This window comes from Colwellia maritima, from assembly GCF_022669015.1.
Classification (GTDB): domain Bacteria; phylum Pseudomonadota; class Gammaproteobacteria; order Enterobacterales; family Alteromonadaceae; genus Colwellia; species Colwellia maritima.
The window spans coordinates 194,667-216,110 of the sequence record NZ_JAKKSL010000005.1; the positions used below are offsets into that span (position 1 = coordinate 194,667).

Genomic DNA, 21,444 nt, shown 5'->3' on the forward strand with positions numbered 1-21,444 from the left:
AGAAAGGGATTTTATACTATGGCTATCACAATGATTTATGGCCTTTCTGGTTCGCAAAGCCTCTTTGATATAGATATTTAGTTGGTTGTTTAACTAAATCACGCTAAAATCAAGTCATTATAATATCAGTCAGATGCAGTGAAATAATTTTTTCTATGGAAAATACGATAAGCGCCACCACATGGCAAAACTTCAGGCGTCTCCTCGGTTATGCTAAACCTTATAAGTTAGGCTTTATTGTTGCGATAATTGGCATGTTAGGCTATGCGGCAATTGATGTGTATTTTTTATCACAATTAAAACCGTTAATAGATGACGGTCTCGGTGGGGCAAACCGTGACTTTATGAAATGGGCGCCGGTGTTTGTTGTTGCGGCTTTTATTTTTCGTGGTTTATTTCACTTTATTGCGAATTATTGTTTAGCATGGGTGGGGAATAATGTAGTGACTGATATCAAACAGGTATTGTTTGAACATATTATGAGTATGCCGGTGACTTTTCATGACAAAGAATCAACGGGGGGTTAATTTCAAAGCTGACTTATGACACTGAGCAGGTTTTAAACTCGGTGAGTAAAGCTGTATTAGTTATCGTGCAACAAAGCGCTTTTGTGTTGGGGTTAATTGGTTTGATGTTTTATATCAGTTGGCAGTTATCACTGATTTTCATACTTATCACACCTATTATTGCGTTTGTTGTTCATTTTGTTTCTAAACGTTTTCGTAAAATAAGTAAGAATATTCAAGGGGCAATGGGCGAAGTTACCTCGGCGGCTGAGCAAACCTTCAATGGTCATAAAGTCGTGCTAACTTTTGGTGGGCAAGAAAAAGAATTTGCTCGCTTTCAACAAATTAATAATCAAAATAGACACCAACGAATGAAACTGGTAGCTGCAAAAGCGGGTAGCGTCCCTATTATTCAGATCATAGCCTCTTTTGCTTTGGCTTTTGTTTTTTACGCGGTCAATTCTGACACGTTACGTGAAAGTATTTCTGCGGGTAGCTTTATCAGTATTATTACTTATATGGTAATGTTGCTAAGGCCGCTTAAAATGTTGACTGATGTGAATAGTGAATTTCAACGAGGTATGGCAGCTTGTACGAGTATTTTTTCTGTATTAGATCAAGAAAAAGAAAAAGACACAGGTGTTAAGCATCTTGATAAGGCACAGGGATATATCGCTTTTAAAAATGTCAATTTTGCTTATGATTATCATGTTAATGACCACGATGAACAGGGTGATTTAGTTAAAAACAAGTGGGCACTAGACGATGTCTCTTTCGAATTAAATCCAGGTGAAACCTTAGCGTTTGTTGGGCGCTCGGGTAGCGGTAAGTCGACAGCCAGTGCTTTATTATTACGTTTTTATGATGCCGGCGAGGGCGAGATTTTAATTGACGGCACGAAGATTGAAAATTATTTTCTGAAGGACTTACGTCATCAGTTTGCTTATGTTTCACAAGATGTGGTGCTTTTTAACGACACCCTTGCCAATAATATTGCTTACGGTAAACCAGAGGCGACGATGGATGAAATTATCGCGGCTGCTAAAAGTGCGCATATTTTAGAATTTGCAGACAAAATGGCGCAAGGTTTACAAACGAATATTGGAGAGAATGGCGCTTTACTTTCGGGCGGTCAACGCCAACGTGTTGCTATTGCTCGCGCATTATTATGTGATGCTCCCTTTTTAATTTTAGATGAAGCCACCAGTGCGTTAGACACTGAGTCTGAGCGTCATATTCAAGATGCTTTACAAACGTTACAGCAAAATAGAACCTCAATTGTTATTGCTCATCGATTATCTACCATAGAAAACGCCGATAAGATTATTGTGATGGATCAGGGGAAAATTATTGAGCAAGGTACTCATCAAACGCTACTTGACAAAAATGGTGCGTATGCACAATTACATAATTTTCAATTTGAGTCGTAGGCTGATGGTTTTAACGAATAGCGTTACAATGGAGTGTGTGTGCGTTTAATTGAACGAGTTTGGTTTCAAAAACACCGTGCGAAATATTGGTTAGTGCCTTTATTGTTGCCTTTCAGCGCCTTGTTTTATTTATTAAGCTTGGTGCGAAGGCTTGCGTTTAAGCTAGGTGTTTTTAAATCAATTCATGTTGATGCGCCTGTTATTGTTGTGGGGAATATTGGTGTTGGTGGTAATGGTAAAACTCCTGTTGTTGTTCACTTAGTGGCTTTAGCAAAATCATTGGGTTTTACTCCTGGCGTGATTTCTCGTGGCTATGGGGGCAAGGCTGATACTTATCCTTATTTACTCGATGACACTAGCACGAGTGTACAAGCAGGTGATGAACCTATATTAATACATCAACGTTGCCATGTACCTGTGGTAGTTGGCGCGGATAGAGTGGCTGATGCAAACAAGTTAATTGAGCATGGTTGCGATCTTATTATCAGCGATGATGGGCTACAACATTATCGCTTAGCACGTGATGTAGAGCTAATTATTGTTGATGCAAAACGGCTTTTTGGCAATGGTTTGTTATTGCCTGCCGGCCCATTAAGAGAAGGACAATGGCGTTTAACTGATGCAGATTTGGTGATTTATAATGGTGATCACATGGGCTCTGGGGCTCAAGTAAAGCATGATTCAATTATGATGACTTTAGCAGCGAGTGAATTAATTAATATAAAAACCGGTGAAAAACAATTATTAACTCAGTTTTTTAACCAGTGGCGGTCTGTTAATGCTGCTGCAGGTATTGGTGATCCTCAACGTTTTTTTGATACCTTACAGACGTTAGGTTTTAATATTGTAAAGCAGCAGGGTTATGTTGATCATAAAAGTTTCACTCTTGATGATTTTAATCAGTTTAAAACAGATTTACCGCTATTAATGACTGAGAAAGATGCGGTAAAATGCCAATTATTCGCACAAGATCATTGGTGGTATTTACCTGTTAGTGCGCAGTTTTCTGAACAAGACGAAGAGACGTTAGTGCTTTACTTATCAAATAAACTGACAAAAAAGCAAACGAAAAGCTAATGAAAGAATTAACGGTATAGTTACTTCTCGGGCTAGAGCCTTTAGCGACGTGAGACAAGATTATAGTGTAAGTTGGGGTTTATCTAACTTAAAAAAATAAAATAACAAAGAGAATGAAATTATGGCGTTTGATACTAAGTTACTGGAAATTTTAGCGTGTCCTGTGTGTAAAGGGAAGCTTGACTACAATAAAGAGCAGCAAGAGCTTATTTGTAAATTTGATAAACTTGCCTATGCAATAGATCAAGATATTCCTGTGTTGCTCGAAAGCGAAGCGCGTCGTATTAACCAAGATGATGCGGTTGATGCAGTAGAAAATATCAATCTAGAAGGCTAAATAATGACTGTTGCTACCTTGTCCACCGATATAACGCCATTTGTTGTTGTTATCCCTGCTCGTTTTCAATCCTCTAGATTACCTGGCAAAGTCTTTGGCTGATATTGGCGGCAAACCTATGATTCAATGGGTGGTTGAAAAAGCCCGACTCAGTGGCGCAACTAAAGTGATTGTGGCGACAGATAATGATGATGTAGAACAGGTGGTTAAAGGGTTTTGTGGTGAAGTTTGTAAAACACGCAGTGATCATCAATCTGGCACTGAGCGTTTAGCTGAAGTGATGGAACAATACCAGTTTCATGATGATGAAATTATTGTGAATGTTCAAGGGGATGAACCCTTTATTCCGCCTGAAAATATTGCTCAAGTTGCTAATAATTTGGCCCATCAAAAAGCAGCACAATCGGCTAGTAATTCAATCCTTGGTAAAATTTCTCGCATGTCAACGCTAGCAATAAAAATTGACTCAGTTAGTGAAGCTTTTAATCCTAATGCGGTAAAAGTACTGACGGATAAAGATGGTTATGCTTTGTATTTTAGCCGCGCAACAATCCCCTATGATAGAGCAAGATTTTTAGGCAATGACAATGTTGATAAGATTGGTGAATTCTATTTACGTCATGTAGGTATTTACGCTTATCGCGCCGGTTTTATTAAAGATTATGTTAATTGGCCTACAAGTCAACTAGAGCAAGTTGAAGCATTGGAACAGTTACGAGTGCTTTACCAGGGTGAAAATATTCATGTTGCTGTCGCAAAAACAAATGTGCCTGTTGAAGGTGTAGATACTCCTGAAGATCTTGAAAAAGCACGTGCTTATGCCGCAAGTTTGTAGTACCTTGCTTGGTTGAACGCGCATTGCTTAGTTAGATATTGCTTAATTAAATATAAGTTACTTAAACTCATTTGGCTAAATTGATGTCAAGTTTTTTAAATTGAATAACGACATGTTATTTGTTGGGTTGCTGCTATATTAGTGCGGCTTTATATTGAGAGTAGAAATGAACACAAGACCAGAAATTACAATTTCATCATTAGATGCAGATAGATTGTATAACTTAATTGAATCTTTACCAAAAAATAGTTTCGCAGGGAAAGCCGAGCTTGAAGAAGAGCTTGAACGTGCCAATGTTGTAGCACCAGAATTAATTCCACCGACAATCGTTACGATGAATTCTACGGTAAAATTCATTATTGAATCGACTAATGAAGCATTTGAGCTTTTTGGTTTATCCAAAAGATGTTGATTCTAGTGGTAAAACAATATCTATTTTAGCGCCAGTTGGTAGTGCGCTACTTGGTTTATCGCAAGGAGATAAAATAGAATGGCCAAAACCTGGAGGCGGTTTTTTTAGTGTGAAAATTAGTGAAGTTGTTTTTCAGCCAGAAAGAGCAGGCGAACTTCATAGATAAGCGAAAACTGCCTGATCAATATTCCTCTAACTATTATTTTTACTTATGTTTATGTATAGATAATTTTAAGTTAGAGGAATTTTTGTTTTAGGTTATCGCAGTTTCATTAATTAAGTGCTCTATTTTAGCAAGTATAAATAATTACATAGTTAACCTGAGCTCGGCTTAACAAATGCTTCTCTAGTAGCTATTTTTCCTTACTTCTGCGTTAAATTTACTTGCAATAGACCGACTATTGACGCGAAATTTGCCTTGAATTAAGAAAAACTATCAAGCTAGAGATATATTATAAAAAATTTTATCGATATTTCAATTTGTTAGCTATCTCTTAAACCGAGTTCAGGTTAGTTAGTGAAATTGGTATTATTCACTTTGTACTGCTGATAGCGTTAATTCGTCTCGTGTGTTTTGTAAAAAACTAGCGCTAAAATCAACCAATGAATGTATTGAACTGGGAAGTTGTTCAATATCAATGGCATCAATTAAATTTTTAACTTCTAAGCCTAGCTCTGTGTCCCCTTCAATTTTTAAGCGACGTTGAAAAAATAAGGTGTCAGGGTCTTGCTTACGCCCGTAAACAATTAACACTAAATCTTCACCTGTGGCACTAAAGCTTACGTCTTCACTGTGCTGATTAACCTGAATTTCATCTTTTGATGCCATCACAAGTTGTTTGCCATCAAAACTTAACCACCAAGTTAACTCCAGATCAGTTATGGCTATTTTTAACCATTTATCTTGTAAAAATTCAAAATCACCGTCTGCTAACGCTTCTCTAAATACTGACGATAATCGGCAATAACATGGCTTTTTGGGCCTTGAAGGGGAGCAACCGCAAACTGGGACGTAATATTTTTGGCATCATCGTTATCATGTGTGCACGTAATTGCAATGGCAGTTTTTGCGTAGGGTTTAGGTTCAAAGCGGCTTGAGATAATGAGGGTAAATTAAACACGTTTTTAGTCTAGCTCTTATATATTTATATCATTGAAGTTTAACAAGGCAAGGTAAAAAATTAGCTGCACTAGATCAAGTTTTCTTTAATTCATATCAATAAATACAAGCCAATAACCCCCTAGACTATCGGCACGTATTTTCTGTTGTTAACGTCTAGTTTAATTATGAAGTTAATTATGAAGCTAATTTGGGAGCTTTTTTGTGGAGCTATTATGTCCGGCAGGTAATTTACCTGCGTTGAAAACAGCCATAGATAATGGTGCTGATGCGGTTTATATTGGTTTAAAAGATGATACCAATGCCCGACATTTTGCCGGTCTTAATTTTAATGATGGTAAGTTAGCGAAAGCCGCTGATTATGTGCATCAACGGGGTAAAAAATTACACGTTGCTATTAATACTTTTGCCCACGCAAGTGGGGAAGAGCGTTGGAAAAAAGCCGTTGATAATGCGGTAGCTATTGGCGCTGATGCGTTAATCATTGCCGATTTAGGTGTACTTGATTACGCCGCCAATAAATACCCAGAGGTAGAGCGTCATGTTTCTGTGCAAGCCTCAACCACTAACCTTGAAGCGATTAAGTTTTTTAATAATAATTTTGATGTTGGTCGAGTTGTTTTACCTCGCGTATTGTCTGTTCAACAAGTTCGTCAACTGGCTAAAAATAGCCCTGTACCATTGGAAGTATTTGCTTTTGGTAGTTTATGTATTATGGCAGAAGGGCGTTGTTATTTATCGTCTTATATGACGGGAGAATCTCCTAATACTGTTGGGGCTTGCTCACCTGCTAAATATGTACGGCAAGAAACAGATCAAGGGTTAGAGTCTCGCTTAAATAATGTTTTAATCGACCGTTATCAAGAAGGCGAAAATGCCGGTTACCCCACTTTATGTAAAGGTCGTTTTGACGTTGATGGTGATGTTTATCATGCCTTAGAAGAGCCCACCAGTTTAAATACCTTAGAATTGATTCCTGAACTAATGGCTATGGGGATTGTGTCGGTTAAAATTGAAGGCAGACAACGCAGCCTGACCTATGTCGAGCAAGTTGCTAAAACCTGGCGCATGGCAATTGATAGATATAAGCAAAGCCCCGAAACTTACCAAGTAGAAGGTAGCTGGATGAATACCTTGGCTAATCTTTCAGAAGGCTCGCAAACTACGTTAGGTGCATATCACCGCAAATGGCAGTAATGATCCTTTAAGATTTAGGACATTTTATTTTAGGACTTTTTATTTTAGGATATTAAATTTATGAAATTCTCTCTTGGGCCTAATTTGTTTTTTTGGCCAAAAGCTGATGTTGAGCAATTTTATCAACAAGCAAAAACATCAAATGCAGATATTATTTATTTAGGTGAAACCGTTTGTTCAAAACGTCGTGAATTAAAGGCAAAAGACTGGTTAGCGTTAGGGCGTGAATTAGCACAAGAAACCGATAAACAAATTGTGATTTCAACCATGACTTTGTTAGAATCACCCGCTGAAATTGTTACCTTAAAAAAGCTGTGTGATAACGGTGACTTATTAGTGGAAGCCAATGATTTAAGCGCAGTGCAAATAATGCATGACTTAAACATGCCTTTTGTTGCAGGCCCTGCTATTAACTGTTATAACCTCTCCACTTTGAAAGTATTAATTAAACAAGGCATGATGCGTTGGTTAATGCCGGTAGAGCTTTCAGGCGACTGGTTAAAAACTATTTTGCAACAAGCAACCGATGAACATATTCGTGATCAATTTGAATGTGAGGTGTTTTCTTGGGGCTATTTACCGTTAGCATACTCTGCTCGATGTTTTACCGCTCGCTCAGAAGATAGGCCGAAAGATGATTGCCAATATTGCTGTATTAAATACCCTCAAGGTCGAAAAATGAACTCTCGTGAGGGGGAGCAAGTTTTTGTGTTAAATGGCATTCAAACTATGTCGGCTTACCAGTATAATCTCATTAATGAAGTAACCCAGTTAAATGACATGGGTGTTGATATAATGCGTATTAGCAGTGATAGTGAACTCGCTTTTACTCAAGTTGATAAGTTTCGACAACAGTTATTAACACCAATTAATTATCCATTAGATGCGGCGCAAGAATGTAATGGTTATTGGCATAAAATTGCCGGCATGTCTGTTGCTTAAAACCCTATAAATAACGTTAGAGAACACTATGTATCACTTAGATTTAAACCAAATGAGTCAGAATGAATTTTTGGCAACCTATTGGCAAAAAAAGCCAGTGGTTATTCGTCAAGGCTTTAAAGATTTTGTCGACCCCATTTCGCCAGATGAATTTCCGGCATCGCGATGGAAGAAACGGTTCAGTCTCGTTTGGTGTCTAAGAAAAATGGTCAATGGCAAGCTGAGTTTGGGCCATTTGAAAGCTATGAGCATTTAGGTGAGCGAGATTGGTCGTTAGTGATTCAAGCCCTCGATAACTTTTCTGAAGAAGCGGCCGAATTGATTGAACCGTTTCGCTTTTTACCCCATTGGCGTTTAGATGATTTAATGGTGAGTTTTGCTACCGAAGGTGGCAGTGTTGGTCCGCATATTGATAATTACGATACTTTTATCTGTCAAGGCTCAGGTAAGCGTCATTGGCGAGTAGGTGCACGTGGTAATCATGCTGAAGTCGTTGCTCATGAAGCGTTATTACATGTTGAGCCGTTTGAAGCTATTATTGATGTGGAGTTGGAAGCAGGTGATATTATCTATATTCCACCGGGCTATCCTCATGAGGGGGTGGCGTTAGAGCCGTCGATGAGTTTTTCCGTCGGTTTTCGTGCTAATTCTGCTATCAGTTTATTAAGTGGTTTTGCGGATCATATTATTGATAATGATTTAGGTGGACAATTACTGGAAGATCCAAACAGACAAGCAGTTTCGCATAGCGGTGAAATATCTAATGAAGATTATCAGAACATAAAGAGTCAGTTACAAAATTTACTTGATGATGAATCTCTATTTAAAAACTTTGTTGGGAATTTTTTAACCGCTAAACACGAACTTGATTTAATGCCTAGTGATGAGCCTTTTGGTCACGAAGAAGTGACTGAGTTGTTGGGTATTCATGCTATTAAACGTTTAGGAGGCTTGAGAGCTTTTTATTTTGAAGATACGATTAGTAATGGAGTTTGCTATATTAACGGTGAGCAAATAACGTTCGAAAGTGAAATAGCACCTGTGATTAAATTACTGTGTGATCAATTAGTGATTATGCCCTCTGAATTAGTATCATGGCGAGACAATAAGGATTTTATTCGCTTAATGGCAACATTACTTGATCAAGGCTATTGGTTTTGGGTTGAAGCTGAATAAGTAAGAAGTGAATAGGGCTAATATTCTGGAAGGCCAATGCGTTTAGATAAATTTATCTGTAAAAGTACCGAACTGACACGAAATGAGGCTAAAAAACTACTGAAAAGTGGTGAAGTGCGTGTCAATGGTGAAGTAGCCAAGAATGCTGCCATGCAAGTGCATGAAAATAATACCATCACGATTGATGGGCAAGTGTTAACGGCGAGAACGTCGCGATATTTTATGCTACATAAAGTGGCTGATTCTATTTGTTCAAATGTTGATGAAATTTATCCGTCTGTATTGAATTTTATTGATGTGGATAAAGCCTTTGATTTACATATTGCGGGTCGATTAGATGCGGATACTACCGGTTTAGTGCTGATCACTGATGATGGTAGATGGTCGCATAATGTCATTTCACCTAAAAAAGAATGTAAAAAAACTTATCGTGTTTGGCTCAGAGATACTATCTCTAAAGATAAATCGGCTGAATTGATTGAACAGTTTAAACAAGGGCTGCAATTACAGGGTGAATCAACTTTAACGCGTCCTGCTGCTTTAGTTTTGGTTATGGACGATACCTTATCCGTTGATGAATCGAACAATGAAACCAATGAAGTATTACTGACGATAACCGAAGGAAAATATCACCAGGTTAAACGAATGTTTGCAGCAGTTGGTAATAGAGTGGTGGGGTTACATCGTGAGCAAATAGGCGATATTGAACTGGCTGATTTGGCACCAGGCGAATGGCGTGAACTAACCACAGAAGAAGTGGCCTTATTTATCTAGTTATCTAGTTATCTAGTTATCTAGTTATTTAGTTAGTTAGTTATTTAGTTAAGTTAATGTTTATAACAAGTAGCCGACAATAACCTAGCCGACAATAACCTTGAAATATACCTCATTGTTGAAAGACACTGGTTTTATGTTAATTCACGTGAAATTAGGTGTAGAATCGATCATACTCCCTGCTTATTATTAATTGTTTAGGAAAAAATATGATTCAAATAAACCATCCCATGCCTGAAGGCGAGTTACAAGAACGTAAAAATGGTGAAGTAACAACCCACAATACCTTGTCACTTTTTTCCGATAAAAAAGTCGTGTTATTTGCTGTACCTGGTGCGTTTACACCAACGTGTTCAGAAGCCCATTTACCGGGTTATGTTGTTAACGCTGACGAATTTAAAGCGAAAGGTATTGATCAAATCATTTGTTTATCAGTAAACGATGCTTTTGTTATGTCTGCTTGGGGCGAAGCCCAAAATGCGGAAAACATTACCTTATTAGCTGATGGAGACGGAAGTTATACCCAAAAATTAGGTTTAGATATGCCTACAGGTGCCTTTGGTGGCATTCGTTCACAACGTTATGCAATGGTTATTGATGACGGTGTAGTGACTCAGTTATTTGTTGAAAAGCCAAAAGAGTTTTCGGTAAGCACAGCGGAAAATGTTTTAGCAAATTTATAAAGAAGCGTATGAATAAGCGCCATGTTAGTAGCGCTTTTGTCGACGACAAAAACAGCAAATTAATTGACCGTTTTTTGTCTTAAACAGTATCAGTGTAGTCTACTTTTTATGTTTTATTATTTTGGTTTTGGTTCAAACATGAGCATTGCATCACTGAAGGCTAAAGGTGTGGTACCGCTAAGCTCAAAGTCGGCAGTGTTGCATGGTTGGGTTTTACGCTTTAACGTTCAACATTTTTTCCGAAATGAAGGGGGCGTTGGCAATATAGAATGCACGGATGATCCTCAAGATCAGGTGTTGGGTATTTTGCATGAACTATCAGACGATGCCCTTGAGCTTTTAGATGCAGCGGAAGCCTATGGTTATGGCTATGATCGAATTACTCTTGATGTAGAAGTGGATGTTATGGTCGATTCTTATGCATCCAAACAATCACAATCACAAACTACCGCCGCGTTAACTTATGTTGGTATGCCTGACTTTATTGATAATAACTGTTTGCCAAGTAGACGTTACCTAAACATTATATTAGACGGCGCCATAAAAGCGGGTTTGAACCAAGATTATATTGAGCAGCTTAAAATTCAACCCGTGCTCAAACCAAAAAATTATCCACTGTTTGTCCCGCCAGAAGGTGAGTATCCCACTTTTGATGAAGCATTATTGACAAAATATCCCTTGTATACCGCATTAAATGGCTTTGTTTTTGATATGTCTGACGCGCGTCCTCATCATGAATTTTTGAAAGGATTTTTTGGCGGTAAAGATATGACTTTGTTCCATTTAAAACGCTTAGATAGCAGTAATAACGAAGAAACAATTGATGATATTAAGCATAATCATCTTAATTCGATTCAAGAAGCATATCTCAATAGTTTTTTAAATGAATATGCAGTAGAGTATTGTTATGTTGGTCGTTTTAATTATCACTGTGAATGAGGATTAGACCTTGGAAGTATTAATACCGAATGAATATCCACAAGCGCTTGCTCATGGAACCATAAGAAAAGTATTTGATGATATATTTTTTGTCAGTGGCTCTATGGAAACCGTTTTAATGGAGTTAGATTGGCAGTTTAGCCGAAACATGGTAATTGTTCGTGAAGGTGAACGACTCATTATTATCAATAGCATACGTTTGAACGAAGAGGCACTGGCTGAGCTAGAGCAGCTTGGTACAGTCACCGATGTTATCCGTTTAGGGGCTTTGCATGGTCGTGATGACGCTTTTTATGTTGACCGTTATCAGGCTCAGTATTGGGCGATGCCAGGTTTAGTCAATGACTCTACTGTTAAAGTAACTGAGTTGTCACCTGACGCTAAATTACCGATTAGTGATGCTAGTTTATTTCAATTTGAAACGACTCAAATTCCAGAAGCTATCTTATGTTTACAGCGTGAAGGTGGTGTTGCCATTGCTTGTGATGCACTACAAAACTGGTTAGCACCTGATGAGCACTTTTGTGATAGCTCGACTGAAAGAATGCAGCAAATGGGCTTTTTTACTCCTGCGAATGTAGGGCCTGTGTGGTTACAAGCTGCAGCACCGGCAGCAGCAGACTTTATCCGCTTAAAAGCTTTGCCCTTTAAGCATGCGTTGTGCGGACATGGCGAACCATTGCGTGACACGGCTAAAGAAGATTTTCTTAAAACGTTTTCTCAATTGTTTGATATATAAGCAGATGATATTACTAAAATGTGAGTGAAAAATCAGGTGAAAAGCTCGTTACGATTACCCGACTATTTTATTGGCCCTGTGCTTTGGCAAACAACAGGACGAATCGTTTATCGTGCTCATAACCTTATTGATGACGTTGAATGTTCATTAGAAACTATTGATGCGCAATATCCTGAGCGAAACTTAGTAGCAGCTCTTCGTCGTGAAGCTTTTATTACACAAGAATTAAGTGATATAGGCGGTATACGAAAAATACATAATGTACTACCACATGGCAGTGGCAATTTAGTGTTAGTGACGGACCTCTATGATTGTACCTTGCAGCAATTCTTGGCTCAGTCTGGTGGACATGGGTTGCCATTAGCGCAGGTGTTAGAAATTAGTTTAAGCCTAATCAATACATTAGGCCGTATGCATCAACAAGATATAGTGCACAAAGCATTGTCATCGCAACACGTATTGATTAATACGATTAATGGCGATATTGCACTTCTTTGGTTTGGCTTTTGCCTCTGAACTTGATCAAGAACTACAATCAACGCAACTACCTAAACAATCAGAAGAAACATTGCCTTATATGTCGCCTGAACAAACTGGGCGCATGAACCGTGATGTAGATTACCGTTCAGATTATTACTCTCTTGGTATACTGATGTTTGAGCTATTAACGGGCCAACGTCCTTTTGAGGCTAAGGATGCACTGGATTGGGTTTATACCCATATTTGTCGTTTACCCCCATCACCCAATACGTTAGTACCTCAACTTCCCGAGGTTATTTCAAATATTGTACTTAAGTTGTTGGCTAAATGCCCAGAAGAAAGGTATCAAAATAGTGAAAGCTTAAAATATGATCTAACTCATTGTGCAGATTATTTAGCGTTGGGGAAAACTATTGAATCCTTTGTTTTGGGAGAGCAGGGCGTTGTACAAAAGTTTTTGGTGCCCCAAAAGCTTTATGGTCGTGAGAAAGAACTACAACATCTCGTTAATCTATTTGAGCAAGCGGTTAATGGCCAAACACGATTTTGTTTGGTACATGGTTATTCCGGTGTTGGTAAATCTGTATTAGTTAATGAAATAGATCGTTTTCAAGTGCGTGAACGAGGCTTTTTGGTACAAAGTAAATTTGATCAATTTCAACAAGGAGAAGCCTATTCAGCCCTTGCTGCAACCTACAGTGCTTTAGTACAACAACTATTACAGCTGCCAGAACAACAACTTGAACAATGGCGTTGGAATTTGCAAACGGCACTATCACCTAATGCAAGTTTGGTTTTAGAGCGGTACCTGAACTTGAATTAATTATTGGCAAACAACCACCTGTACCTCAACTACCACCTGCAGAAGCGCGCAATCGTCAGCATTTAGTGTTGGCAGCATTTTTACAGGTATTGGGCGGCGAGGGGCATCCAGTGGTATTGTTTCTTGATGATTTACACTGGAGTGACGCGCCTACGTTAGAGTTGTTACGACGTATCGTGACTTCAAGAGAACAAACTCATTTGTTATTAATTGCGGCTTACCGTAGTAATGAAGTAGTTCCTGGGCATCCACTTTCCACTTTGTTAGAGACCTTGAAAAATCAATATAATATTGATTACTTACCTGTAGAGCCCTTGGATAAAGAAGCTGTTTCTGGTGGTGGCTGATAGTTTATGCTGTGATAAAGATGAACCTTATGCACTGACCGAATTACTATACAATAAAGCTAAGGGTAACCCTTTTTTCACCAATGAACTTTTACGCTATCTTCATAAGCAAGGCGCAATCAGTGCAAATACAAAGAGTGGTTACTGGCATTGGAATATTGACAGGGTAAACTGGGCCGATGTTAGTGACGATTCCGTTAGTTTTATGTTGGATAATTTGCGGGAATTGTCAAAGGAAACCCAACAAGTATTACAATTAGCTGCCTGTATTGGTGCATGTTTCGATTTGGAAACATTGGCCGCGATTTATCAGCATTCTGTTGCGGATACTGCTGCGGCGTTATTACCGGCACTCAAGCAATACACAATACAACCCCTGCACAGTGATTATCGTTTAGTCAGTGGCTATAAAGATGCGTTAGATTTTGAACTGAGCTATCGTTTTCAACACGATAAAGTACAACAAGCCGCTTATCAGCTAATTGATGTTAAGCAATTACCCCAAGTACACTTGTCGATAGGTCGATTACTGCTTTTACAAATAGATGGTGATGTTCCCAGTGAATGCCTTAGTGATATTGTAGGCCACCTTAATCAAGGTATTGAGTTCATTGACTCTCCCAAGGAGAGATTGGACTTGGCTGAACTTAACCTTAGGGCAGGTCAACGAGCTAAAAATGCGACTGCTTATAAAGCGGCGCTTACTTATTTATTGCTAGTTGAGCAATTACTGCCTGAAAATCCGTGGAAAGAAACCCCCGAATTAATGAAAACACTGGCTAGTGAAATTCAGCAGTGTTATTACCTTACGGGTTTCATTGAAAAAGCAGAAAGCGGATTGAGTTACTACTTTTGCACGCTGACTCAAATGTGCAACGCAGTGATATTTTAGCTACTCGCACACGTCAATATGCAACATTAGGACGGATGGACGAGTCTATTGTGGCGGCTATTCAAGGTTTAGCCCTGTTAAATATAGAGTTTACTGACCAACCAACACTGGCTGATATTGATGCAGAGCGAAAACTTGTTGAGGAAAACCTTGCAGGCAGAAGCATTGCTTCGTTAGTTGATGAACCAACGGTGCAAGACCCCGCTATTTTGATTGCCATGCGATTGTTGATGGAGATTTTTCCTGCTGCTTTTCTCTCTGGGGTTGGTAATTTGTTTCCTTATCTGGTGATTAAGTCTGTTAATTTGTCATTACGCCATGGAAATTGTCCTGAATCAGCGTTTAATTATGCCGCTTATGGCATGTTGTTGTGCGGTGAACTGGATGAACCTGCGTTAGGTTATCAATACGGTAAAGTGGGTTTAGCAATTAATGAGCGCCTTGACGATTTGACACTGCGTTCACGTGTTATTTATGTTTATGCTATGTTCGTTCATCATTGGAGTAACCATTGGACGACACTCACACCCTTATTTCTTAAAGGGATTGAAGCCGGATATCAATCAGGTGATTTGCTTTATTTAGCCTATAGTGCACAAGACTGTGTGATATGGGATCCTACGTTAGACATAGAAACCGCAGAACGTCTCCATAGTGAAAATATGGAAATTGTTCGTGAGTGTGCCTATCAAGACTCGTTAGACTCAGGCACGCTGTTTTTACAGTTACAACGTAATTTATTAGGAAAAACTCATGCTGAAACTAGTTTGAGTGATAGTCAGTTTGATTCGCAGAAATGCTTTGATGGCATGCAGCAACGTCAGTTTATGACAGGCATAGCTAATCATAATATTTATAATGCAGAGGCTTGTTTTTTGTATGGTGATTATGATCGAGCGTTGCAGTTTATTCATGCACAAGATCCACTGATTAAATCTGCCATGTCCTTGCCACAGTTGACACGTTATTACCTTGTAGCCAACTTGACGTTAACACATCATTATCCTGACATGAGCCTTGATGAGCAGCCTCGCGTATTGGCCCGTTTGTATCGTGACCTTGCTCGTATGACACGTTGGGCTGATAATTGTGAAGATAATTTCCGTCACTTACAGTACCTTATGACTGCTGAATTGGAACGTATTAAAGGGCATTTTGATCTTGCATTACAACATTATAATGCCGCCATCGAAGCAGCGAAAAAGAGCGGGTTTTTGCATGACGAAGCTACTGCTTGTGAACGTGCGGCATGCCATCTTCTCGCACAAGGGCAGAAAAAATCAGCAGAAGGATATTTACGTGCCGCTCATCGCATTTATGAGCGTTGGGGAGCAAAAGCCAAGGTTAAGTGGTTACTTAAAGAATACCCTATATTGCAAGAATTAACAGGACAAGCTTTTCATTCTACTAAAGAAACGGATATCTCTAATTTAGATCTCGCATCCGTGATGAAAGCCTCTCGAGAAATTTCAGGTGAAATAGTATTAGATCGTTTATTGCAAAAAACCATGTCTATTTTACTTGAAAACTCAAGTGCACAGTGGGGGTGTTTAGTGGTAAGGCGTGAAGATAACTTTATTGTTGAGGCCGTTAAGTTACCTGAAACCGGCTTGCCAACAGTCGATGTGCCTGAACATATGTACTTGCCAACAAGTAACGGTAGTAGGCTCCCTTTGCCCATTGCTTTGATCAACAAAATTTTCTTTTCAGGTGAGGCATTAGTACTGCACGAAGCCGCGCTTGAGGGAGAATTTAGTCGCGACCCTTATATTATTGCACAGCGTGCACGATCCGTTTTATGTGTACCAATCAAGCGAGAACGATTTGAAGGTGTGTTGTATCTGGAAAATAATTTAACCAGTGGCGTATTTACTGAAGATCGAGTAGAGATCATTCGTTTGTTGGCGGCTCAGGCTTCAGTCGCAATAGAGAACGCGCGTCTTTACGAGCAAGTACAAGAATATTCTCATACATTGGAAGCGAAAGTAGCGAAACGTACTGCACGATTAGAAGAGCTGAATGAAGAATTGCAAAATTTAGCAGATCGAGATGGCTTAACTGATGTAGCCAATCGTCGTCGTGGTGACGCTTACTTGCAAGAAGTATGGTTACGTTTACGCCGAGAAGAGCAACCATTGACTGTGATCATGTTAGATGTTGATTACTTTAAGGCCTATAACGATAATTATGGTCATCAGGCGGGTGATGATTGCTTAATCAAGGTTGCTGCAATAGTGCAAAGTCAGCTAAATAGAGTGGGTGATTTAATTGCGCGTTATGGTGGAGAAGAGTTCATCTTAATTTTGCCAAATACAGACTGTCATGGTGCTGAGCGGTTAGGTGAAGGCGTGTGTTCTGCCGTAGCCTCACTTGCTATTGAGCATAAATTTTCATCGGCATCAGATGTTGTCACTATCAGTGCCGGCAGTGCCACGGTTGTGCCTGTTCAGAATACAACGGTTACTATTGAGCAATTGGTACGTCAAGCTGATATAGCCTTATATAAAGCGAAACAACAAGGGCGTAATCAAGTACAGGTGACAACTGAGGCGGTATTTGCAGATAACGAAATGAAAAGTAAAGTGAGTAGCCCTCGTTAACCTGAACTCGGTTTAAGAGATAGCTAACAAATTGAAATATCGATAAAATTTTTTATAATATATCTCTAGCTTGATAGTTTTTCTACTTTAGTCTGCCAAATAAGCAAGGCAAATTTCGCGTCAATAGCCGGTCTATTGCAAGTAAATTTAACGCAGAAGTAAGGAAAAATAGCTACTAGAGAAGCATTTGTTAAGCCGAGCTCAGGTTAGTTAATTATTTGTTAGCGTGATCCCGTTGGTAAATGGATGCTCTGTTAAAGCACCCATTTATTTTTTTACTATCTTTATTTTTGTGATAGGTTAAGTTTCTTAGGTATTTGTGTTTTTAGGAAAGCTTTTATCATAAGGAACAGAAAGTTTTGGAACGCTTTTACGTGCTTTCTCTTCATTTAAAACGCCTTCTGTCGTAGGTGCTTTAGCAATACGATCCCCCAGTCCCCATGTGCTAGGGGCAATACCATACCAATCTAATAAAGTCGCAGCAAAAGACGTTGAGTCAAATCCTTGGCCGTTACTCGATCTCATTACTGTGTTGGGTTTGACCCATGGTGATGCAAATATTGCCGGTACACGGGGGCCTTTTATATCGAACTTAAAACCATCGCTGCTATCGTTTGGCCAAGGTTTATTGGCATAAGGCGGTGGCACATGATCGAACAGGCCACCATTTTTATCGAAAGTTACCACAAGTAATGTTTTTGACCAAATGTCTGGATTACTGCTTAACGCTTCATAAATATCATTAAGGGCACGTTCAGCAGGTACTACGGAAGCGATACCAGAGGATGATGATCCCGGGTGATAAGAAGTGCAGCTTTCTCCTACCCAAGCGGGTTCAATATAACTAAAACGGGGCAGTTTGTTATATTTTATATCATCATAGAATTGTTCCATTGGTGATATCCACTGTGAGTTTGGTAGGTTATTAGTCTCTTTTTCTTGCAGTACCGCTTTAGCCCATGCTGCATCTACCGCTTGAATTTGGCCTTTTAAATAGAGTTGGTAAGTAAAAACAGCCTTATCCCAAATAACATTATAATAAATCTTCCAATCTTCATGTCCGTGGTTCCATAGTGTTTTCCAGAAAGACTGACGATGGGCTTGATCAGGCCAATCTTGATAAGCCTTTCCTCCTTCCCATGTACCTAGTCGATCATAAGCAGAGCCGCTAACCGAAAAGCCTCGATTAACATCAGTGCCACCAGGCAATGAACTGAACCAATCGTCACTTACGGCAAAGTTTTTCGCGAGGCCATTTAATACGGGGAGCTGTTCAGGACTGAAACTCGTCATTACGGATGCGCTATTTTGGTTCCAAGCGAAGCCGTCCATAGTAGGTTGGGTGTGATCGGCATAACCGTTATAGCCATGAAACATTTGCATCAATCCGTCACTATTGTCGTGCCACGGATCTTGTGCAGGACCACCCAAGCACATAATCATTACTGAGTTTTCCTTGCTGATATTGGCTAACAAAGGCTTGTTTACCGTTAGGTAAGGTATTGTTCATTGATGTATCTAAGCCGCGAAAACCATCATCAGCTTTACCAACCCAGTGTAGCCCGTCTTCTTTTCCTTTTTCATACAACCAACCAAGCACATTATCGAAAGAGCGGCTTTCTACCATGTAATACACAACATGTTCGATTTTATCGCGCATAAATTCGATAGTGCCAGGTGTTTTTTGTGCTGCTTGGTCATTTGGTTGACTTGGAATAACGCCGAATAAACTGGTGTGTTGTTCAAAGTTTTTAGGAAGTATTGAAGTTTTCACGGCTTGACTGCCGAGAGGGTCAGTTTGACTAGCATCAAATAACCATAACTGGCAACCTGCTGCAATATTGTTAGGTTTCCACGTTACAATATGCTCACCTAATACTGCCATTGCGTCTGTTTCGTCTATATGAGTCCAGTTACCTTCTTGAATTGTGGGTAAGGCAAGGGGTGGGGTTGATTGCGGATCAAAACTCCATACTCGGTAATTAGCACCTTTTCGGTCTAATACATAATTACCCATGGGGTATAATTCTCTATCTGCGCTTATATCACGGAAACCACCTGTTTGAAATTCGCCGGCAGACAAACAATCATCTTCGGCCAAGGGATCAAAGCTCCATAACTGATAACTTCGTCTTCCTTCTGCAGGAATTATACTAAGCACATAGCCAGGGAAACCGAGTAATTCAATTTGAGCATAGCTTGCGCCATAATTGGGTCTATAATTACTAAAAAACTTATCCTTAGGCCATTTTCCGTATGCCACGACTTTTTCGGCAAGTGGATTACTGCTATTTCGGTCATATTTTAATACGCGGTAATCGATAACCTCATCGTCTGAGGTGGCGGGCTTCCAGTCGATGAGGTAACCGCCTACTTGCATTAATTGGTGTGTTTTATCAAAAGTGGCTTGTTTAGCCATTGCGACTTCAGAGAAAATGTTTTTGGCTGTGATATCTATAGCGTAGGTTGCATAGTTATCAGCTGTGCTATTGCGTTGTATAGCAAATGTGTTGGCTGCGGTTTGTTCAGGAGTGGGAGTAAAGTTGTTATTATCTAAGTTAAAAGCTTGATTTTGTTCTTTCATAATAGCTAACAAGTCGTCAATTTTATCGGTTTTGACCTTGTTAGTTTTTGGATCCCGCCCCAACGGTTTTCCATCATTGTCAGGGTTTTGTAGGGATCATCACCCGGATTCTCAGACATATGTGCTTGCCAACCTGCCGCAATTAAATCCTGACACATCACTTCAATAGGAGCAGGGTATTCTCCGTTAGGTTTGTTCGCATCTTTTAATGGAATATCAGTATCGTACAGATATTCACTTGGGTGATTAGCACATAAAACCCAAGTACAGGGCGCACTACCAGTAACTTTGCTATCTAAGACCGCTAATTTAATGATGTCGAGTGTTTGCGGTGTTGTTTTCAGTGAAAAGGCTTGTTGTAGCCATTCATGCACAGGGCCACCGTAGGCAACAACAGGTTGCGTTAGTTCGTTATTAGTGGCTTCTAGTGGGCGTAGAAAATTGTTTAATTGCGCTTTAACATAAGGAATAAAATCTTGATTATAGTCGGTGAGTTCTTTACCTGCGCCACCTGGAGCCGCGATTGGCGCTACATCAATAATACGTTCAACTGGCGTATTATTTACCCCATTGAAACTATTTTGTGCTAATAAACATTCCCATCGTCGATTGGTGGGGGAATATAGGTAATCTTTGTAGGTAAAGGTTTCTAATGGCGGAAAGTGGAGTAATTGGATAGATTTTATATTGGCCATTGCTAGGCCAAACGGCAGTAAAAATTCCCAGTCTTTTCGTACAGAATAGGGCACATTTTCGTAATAACTTGCTATGGCCTGTTTACCCGCGTCAATGTATTTAGGCACTAATTCTTGGTAAGGCGTTACATCCTTGTTAGGACTGGTTATCTTGAGTCTGTATTCGCCATTACCATTGCGGTACGCTTGAGCCCACGAGCCGAAAAACATATCTCTTTGTAGGGTTTGACTAAAAACAAAGGTGATTGCGTCTATTAAACTTGGTCCGTTCTCTCCAAATTGAAATAAGCCCGCTATCTCTTGTTCGTACCCTAGGCCAATATCTACACTTGTGTGCTTGGTGTTTATGTTATTGTCTTTCAATGTAATCCCCATTTATATCTATTAAATAGCGTCTATAAAGATAACTCATGAGCCACTATATAATAGTGGCATAAATATAGGAAGATTAAGATGAAGGTAGGGTAGTACGATGAATTATTTAGTTTTATTAAAGGTTATTTTTTTGGTAGGTTTTTAACATTATTTTTTATTATTATAATAACTATTGTTTAACTTTGGAGTTTAACTCATTGAATTTAGCAAGTTGCTCTTCTGTTGCCGGGAGTTGGTGTTTTTCTTTCCATTCGCTATAAGGCATGCCATAAACTTGTTCGCGAGCGCTATCAATATCTACGGTTACACCGAGTTTTTCAGCTTCAGCCACGGTCCATTTACTAAAACAATTACGGCAAAATCCTGCTAAATTCATGAGTTCTATATTTTGTACGTCTTTTCGGTTGTCTAAATGCGCGAGTAAACGTCTAAATACAGCGGCTTGAATTTCAATTTCTTTGTTCATGGTGGTCCTCGTTAA

Annotated in this window: 19 protein-coding genes and 4 pseudogenes; 17 read left to right on the forward strand and 6 right to left on the reverse strand. The window is 39.3% G+C overall.

What is annotated here, in order from left to right; all coding sequences use genetic code 11:
- Positions 1–155 precede the first annotated feature (155 nt).
- From msbA to rnk, 5 genes and pseudogenes are all read left to right on the forward strand, one after another.
- A pseudogene (gene msbA, locus L3081_RS21585) lies at positions 156–1,936 on the forward strand (lipid A export permease/ATP-binding protein MsbA).
- A 39-nt stretch (positions 1,937–1,975) separates the two neighbouring features.
- On the forward strand, positions 1,976–3,013 hold the full coding sequence (gene lpxK / locus L3081_RS21590) for a tetraacyldisaccharide 4'-kinase (protein ID WP_242288392.1): 1,038 nt from the start codon (positions 1,976–1,978) through the stop codon (positions 3,011–3,013).
- A gap of 121 nt (positions 3,014–3,134) precedes the next feature.
- Positions 3,135–3,350 carry a Trm112 family protein gene (locus L3081_RS21595; protein WP_242288393.1) on the forward strand — a complete coding sequence of 72 codons (216 nt, stop codon included), beginning with the start codon at positions 3,135–3,137 and terminating at the stop codon, positions 3,348–3,350.
- Between the two features lie 3 nt (positions 3,351–3,353).
- Positions 3,354–4,185: pseudogene (gene kdsB / locus L3081_RS21600) on the forward strand (3-deoxy-manno-octulosonate cytidylyltransferase).
- Positions 4,186–4,351: 166 nt separating this feature from the next.
- Positions 4,352–4,763 (forward strand): annotated as a pseudogene (gene rnk, locus L3081_RS21605) (nucleoside diphosphate kinase regulator).
- Positions 4,764–5,215: 452 nt separating this feature from the next.
- Here rnk and ubiT read toward each other — a convergent pair.
- Both ubiT and L3081_RS21615 read right to left on the reverse strand, forming a co-directional pair.
- Positions 5,216–5,498, reverse strand: a pseudogene (gene ubiT / locus L3081_RS21610) (ubiquinone anaerobic biosynthesis accessory factor UbiT); the annotation flags it as partial.
- 40 nt (positions 5,499–5,538) lie between these two features.
- Positions 5,539–5,718, reverse strand: coding sequence for a hypothetical protein (locus L3081_RS21615; protein WP_242288394.1), 180 nt, complete (start codon positions 5,716–5,718; stop codon positions 5,539–5,541).
- Positions 5,719–5,921: 203 nt separating this feature from the next.
- On the opposite strand from L3081_RS21615, the gene ubiU reads away from it, so the two are divergent.
- From ubiU to L3081_RS21670, 12 genes are all read left to right on the forward strand, one after another.
- On the forward strand, positions 5,922–6,914 hold the full coding sequence (ubiU, locus tag L3081_RS21620; protein WP_242288395.1) for a ubiquinone anaerobic biosynthesis protein UbiU: 993 nt from the start codon (positions 5,922–5,924) through the stop codon (positions 6,912–6,914).
- 60 nt (positions 6,915–6,974) lie between these two features.
- Positions 6,975–7,856, forward strand: coding sequence for a U32 family peptidase (locus tag L3081_RS21625; protein ID WP_242288396.1), 882 nt, complete (start codon positions 6,975–6,977; stop codon positions 7,854–7,856).
- A 165-nt stretch (positions 7,857–8,021) separates the two neighbouring features.
- Positions 8,022–9,032: a ribosomal protein uL16 3-hydroxylase gene (locus L3081_RS21630; protein WP_338027449.1), complete on the forward strand. Its 1,011-nt coding sequence runs from the start codon at positions 8,022–8,024 to the stop codon at positions 9,030–9,032.
- A gap of 36 nt (positions 9,033–9,068) precedes the next feature.
- Positions 9,069–9,806 (forward strand): pseudouridine synthase, encoded by a 738-nt coding sequence (locus L3081_RS21635; RefSeq protein ID WP_242288397.1) that lies wholly within the window; start codon positions 9,069–9,071, stop codon positions 9,804–9,806.
- 209 nt (positions 9,807–10,015) lie between these two features.
- Positions 10,016–10,489, forward strand: a complete 474-nt coding sequence (locus tag L3081_RS21640; RefSeq protein ID WP_242288398.1) for a peroxiredoxin — start codon at positions 10,016–10,018, stop codon at positions 10,487–10,489.
- Between the two features lie 138 nt (positions 10,490–10,627).
- Positions 10,628–11,428: a gamma-glutamylcyclotransferase family protein gene (locus L3081_RS21645; RefSeq protein WP_242288399.1), complete on the forward strand. Its 801-nt coding sequence runs from the start codon at positions 10,628–10,630 to the stop codon at positions 11,426–11,428.
- Positions 11,429–11,438: 10 nt separating this feature from the next.
- The gene (locus L3081_RS21650; protein WP_242288400.1) at positions 11,439–12,167 is read left to right on the forward strand and encodes a hypothetical protein; all 729 of its coding nucleotides are present in this window, start codon (positions 11,439–11,441) and stop codon (positions 12,165–12,167) included.
- A gap of 36 nt (positions 12,168–12,203) precedes the next feature.
- Positions 12,204–12,683 carry a protein kinase family protein gene (locus L3081_RS21655; RefSeq protein WP_242288401.1) on the forward strand — a complete coding sequence of 160 codons (480 nt, stop codon included), beginning with the start codon at positions 12,204–12,206 and terminating at the stop codon, positions 12,681–12,683.
- Entirely contained in the window at positions 12,643–13,470 is an 828-nt protein-coding gene (locus tag L3081_RS21660; protein WP_274620701.1) for an AAA family ATPase, read from the forward strand. The genes L3081_RS21655 and L3081_RS21660 overlap by 41 nt, the downstream gene beginning before the upstream one ends.
- Before the next feature lie 2 nt (positions 13,471–13,472).
- On the forward strand, positions 13,473–13,817 hold the full coding sequence (locus L3081_RS27440) for an AAA family ATPase (protein ID WP_338027467.1): 345 nt from the start codon (positions 13,473–13,475) through the stop codon (positions 13,815–13,817).
- Positions 13,810–14,709 (forward strand): ATP-binding protein, encoded by a 900-nt coding sequence (locus L3081_RS21665; protein ID WP_242288402.1) that lies wholly within the window; start codon positions 13,810–13,812, stop codon positions 14,707–14,709. Before L3081_RS27440 ends, L3081_RS21665 begins: the two co-directional genes overlap by 8 nt.
- Positions 14,670–17,309, forward strand: coding sequence for a sensor domain-containing diguanylate cyclase (locus L3081_RS21670; protein ID WP_242288403.1), 2,640 nt, complete (start codon positions 14,670–14,672; stop codon positions 17,307–17,309). The genes L3081_RS21665 and L3081_RS21670 overlap by 40 nt, the downstream gene beginning before the upstream one ends.
- A 309-nt stretch (positions 17,310–17,618) precedes the next feature.
- Here the strand turns inward: L3081_RS21670 and L3081_RS21675 are convergent, their stop codons facing one another.
- The 4 genes from L3081_RS21675 to L3081_RS21690 all read right to left on the reverse strand — a co-directional run bounded on the left by L3081_RS21675 (position 17,619) and on the right by L3081_RS21690 (position 21,429).
- Positions 17,619–18,752 (reverse strand): alkaline phosphatase family protein, encoded by a 1,134-nt coding sequence (locus tag L3081_RS21675; RefSeq protein WP_242288404.1) that lies wholly within the window; start codon positions 18,750–18,752, stop codon positions 17,619–17,621.
- Positions 18,703–19,956, reverse strand: a complete 1,254-nt coding sequence (locus tag L3081_RS21680) for a hypothetical protein (protein ID WP_242288405.1) — start codon at positions 19,954–19,956, stop codon at positions 18,703–18,705. The genes L3081_RS21675 and L3081_RS21680 overlap by 50 nt, the downstream gene beginning before the upstream one ends.
- Positions 19,899–20,951, reverse strand: coding sequence for a hypothetical protein (locus tag L3081_RS21685; protein WP_242288406.1), 1,053 nt, complete (start codon positions 20,949–20,951; stop codon positions 19,899–19,901). Before L3081_RS21685 ends, L3081_RS21680 begins: the two co-directional genes overlap by 58 nt.
- 181 nt (positions 20,952–21,132) lie before the next feature.
- On the reverse strand, positions 21,133–21,429 hold the full coding sequence (locus L3081_RS21690; RefSeq protein ID WP_242288407.1) for a DUF1244 domain-containing protein: 297 nt from the start codon (positions 21,427–21,429) through the stop codon (positions 21,133–21,135).
- Between the last annotated feature and the right edge of the window lie 15 nt (positions 21,430–21,444).

Coding starts and splice junctions, on each gene's coding strand:
- L3081_RS21690 (WP_242288407.1), bottom strand. CDS start 21,429: ATGAACAAAGAAATTGAAATTCAAGCCGCTGTATTTAGACGTTTACTC.
- L3081_RS21675 (WP_242288404.1), bottom strand. CDS start 18,752: ATGATTATGTGCTTGGGTGGTCCTGCACAAGATCCGTGGCACGACAAT.
- L3081_RS21630 (WP_338027449.1), top strand. CDS start 8,022: ATGGAAGAAACGGTTCAGTCTCGTTTGGTGTCTAAGAAAAATGGTCAA.
- L3081_RS21645 (WP_242288399.1), top strand. CDS start 10,628: ATGAGCATTGCATCACTGAAGGCTAAAGGTGTGGTACCGCTAAGCTCA.
- L3081_RS21660 (WP_274620701.1), top strand. CDS start 12,643: ATGGCGATATTGCACTTCTTTGGTTTGGCTTTTGCCTCTGAACTTGAT.
- L3081_RS21625 (WP_242288396.1), top strand. CDS start 6,975: ATGAAATTCTCTCTTGGGCCTAATTTGTTTTTTTGGCCAAAAGCTGAT.
- L3081_RS21640 (WP_242288398.1), top strand. CDS start 10,016: ATGATTCAAATAAACCATCCCATGCCTGAAGGCGAGTTACAAGAACGT.
- L3081_RS21595 (WP_242288393.1), top strand. CDS start 3,135: ATGGCGTTTGATACTAAGTTACTGGAAATTTTAGCGTGTCCTGTGTGT.
- L3081_RS21635 (WP_242288397.1), top strand. CDS start 9,069: ATGCGTTTAGATAAATTTATCTGTAAAAGTACCGAACTGACACGAAAT.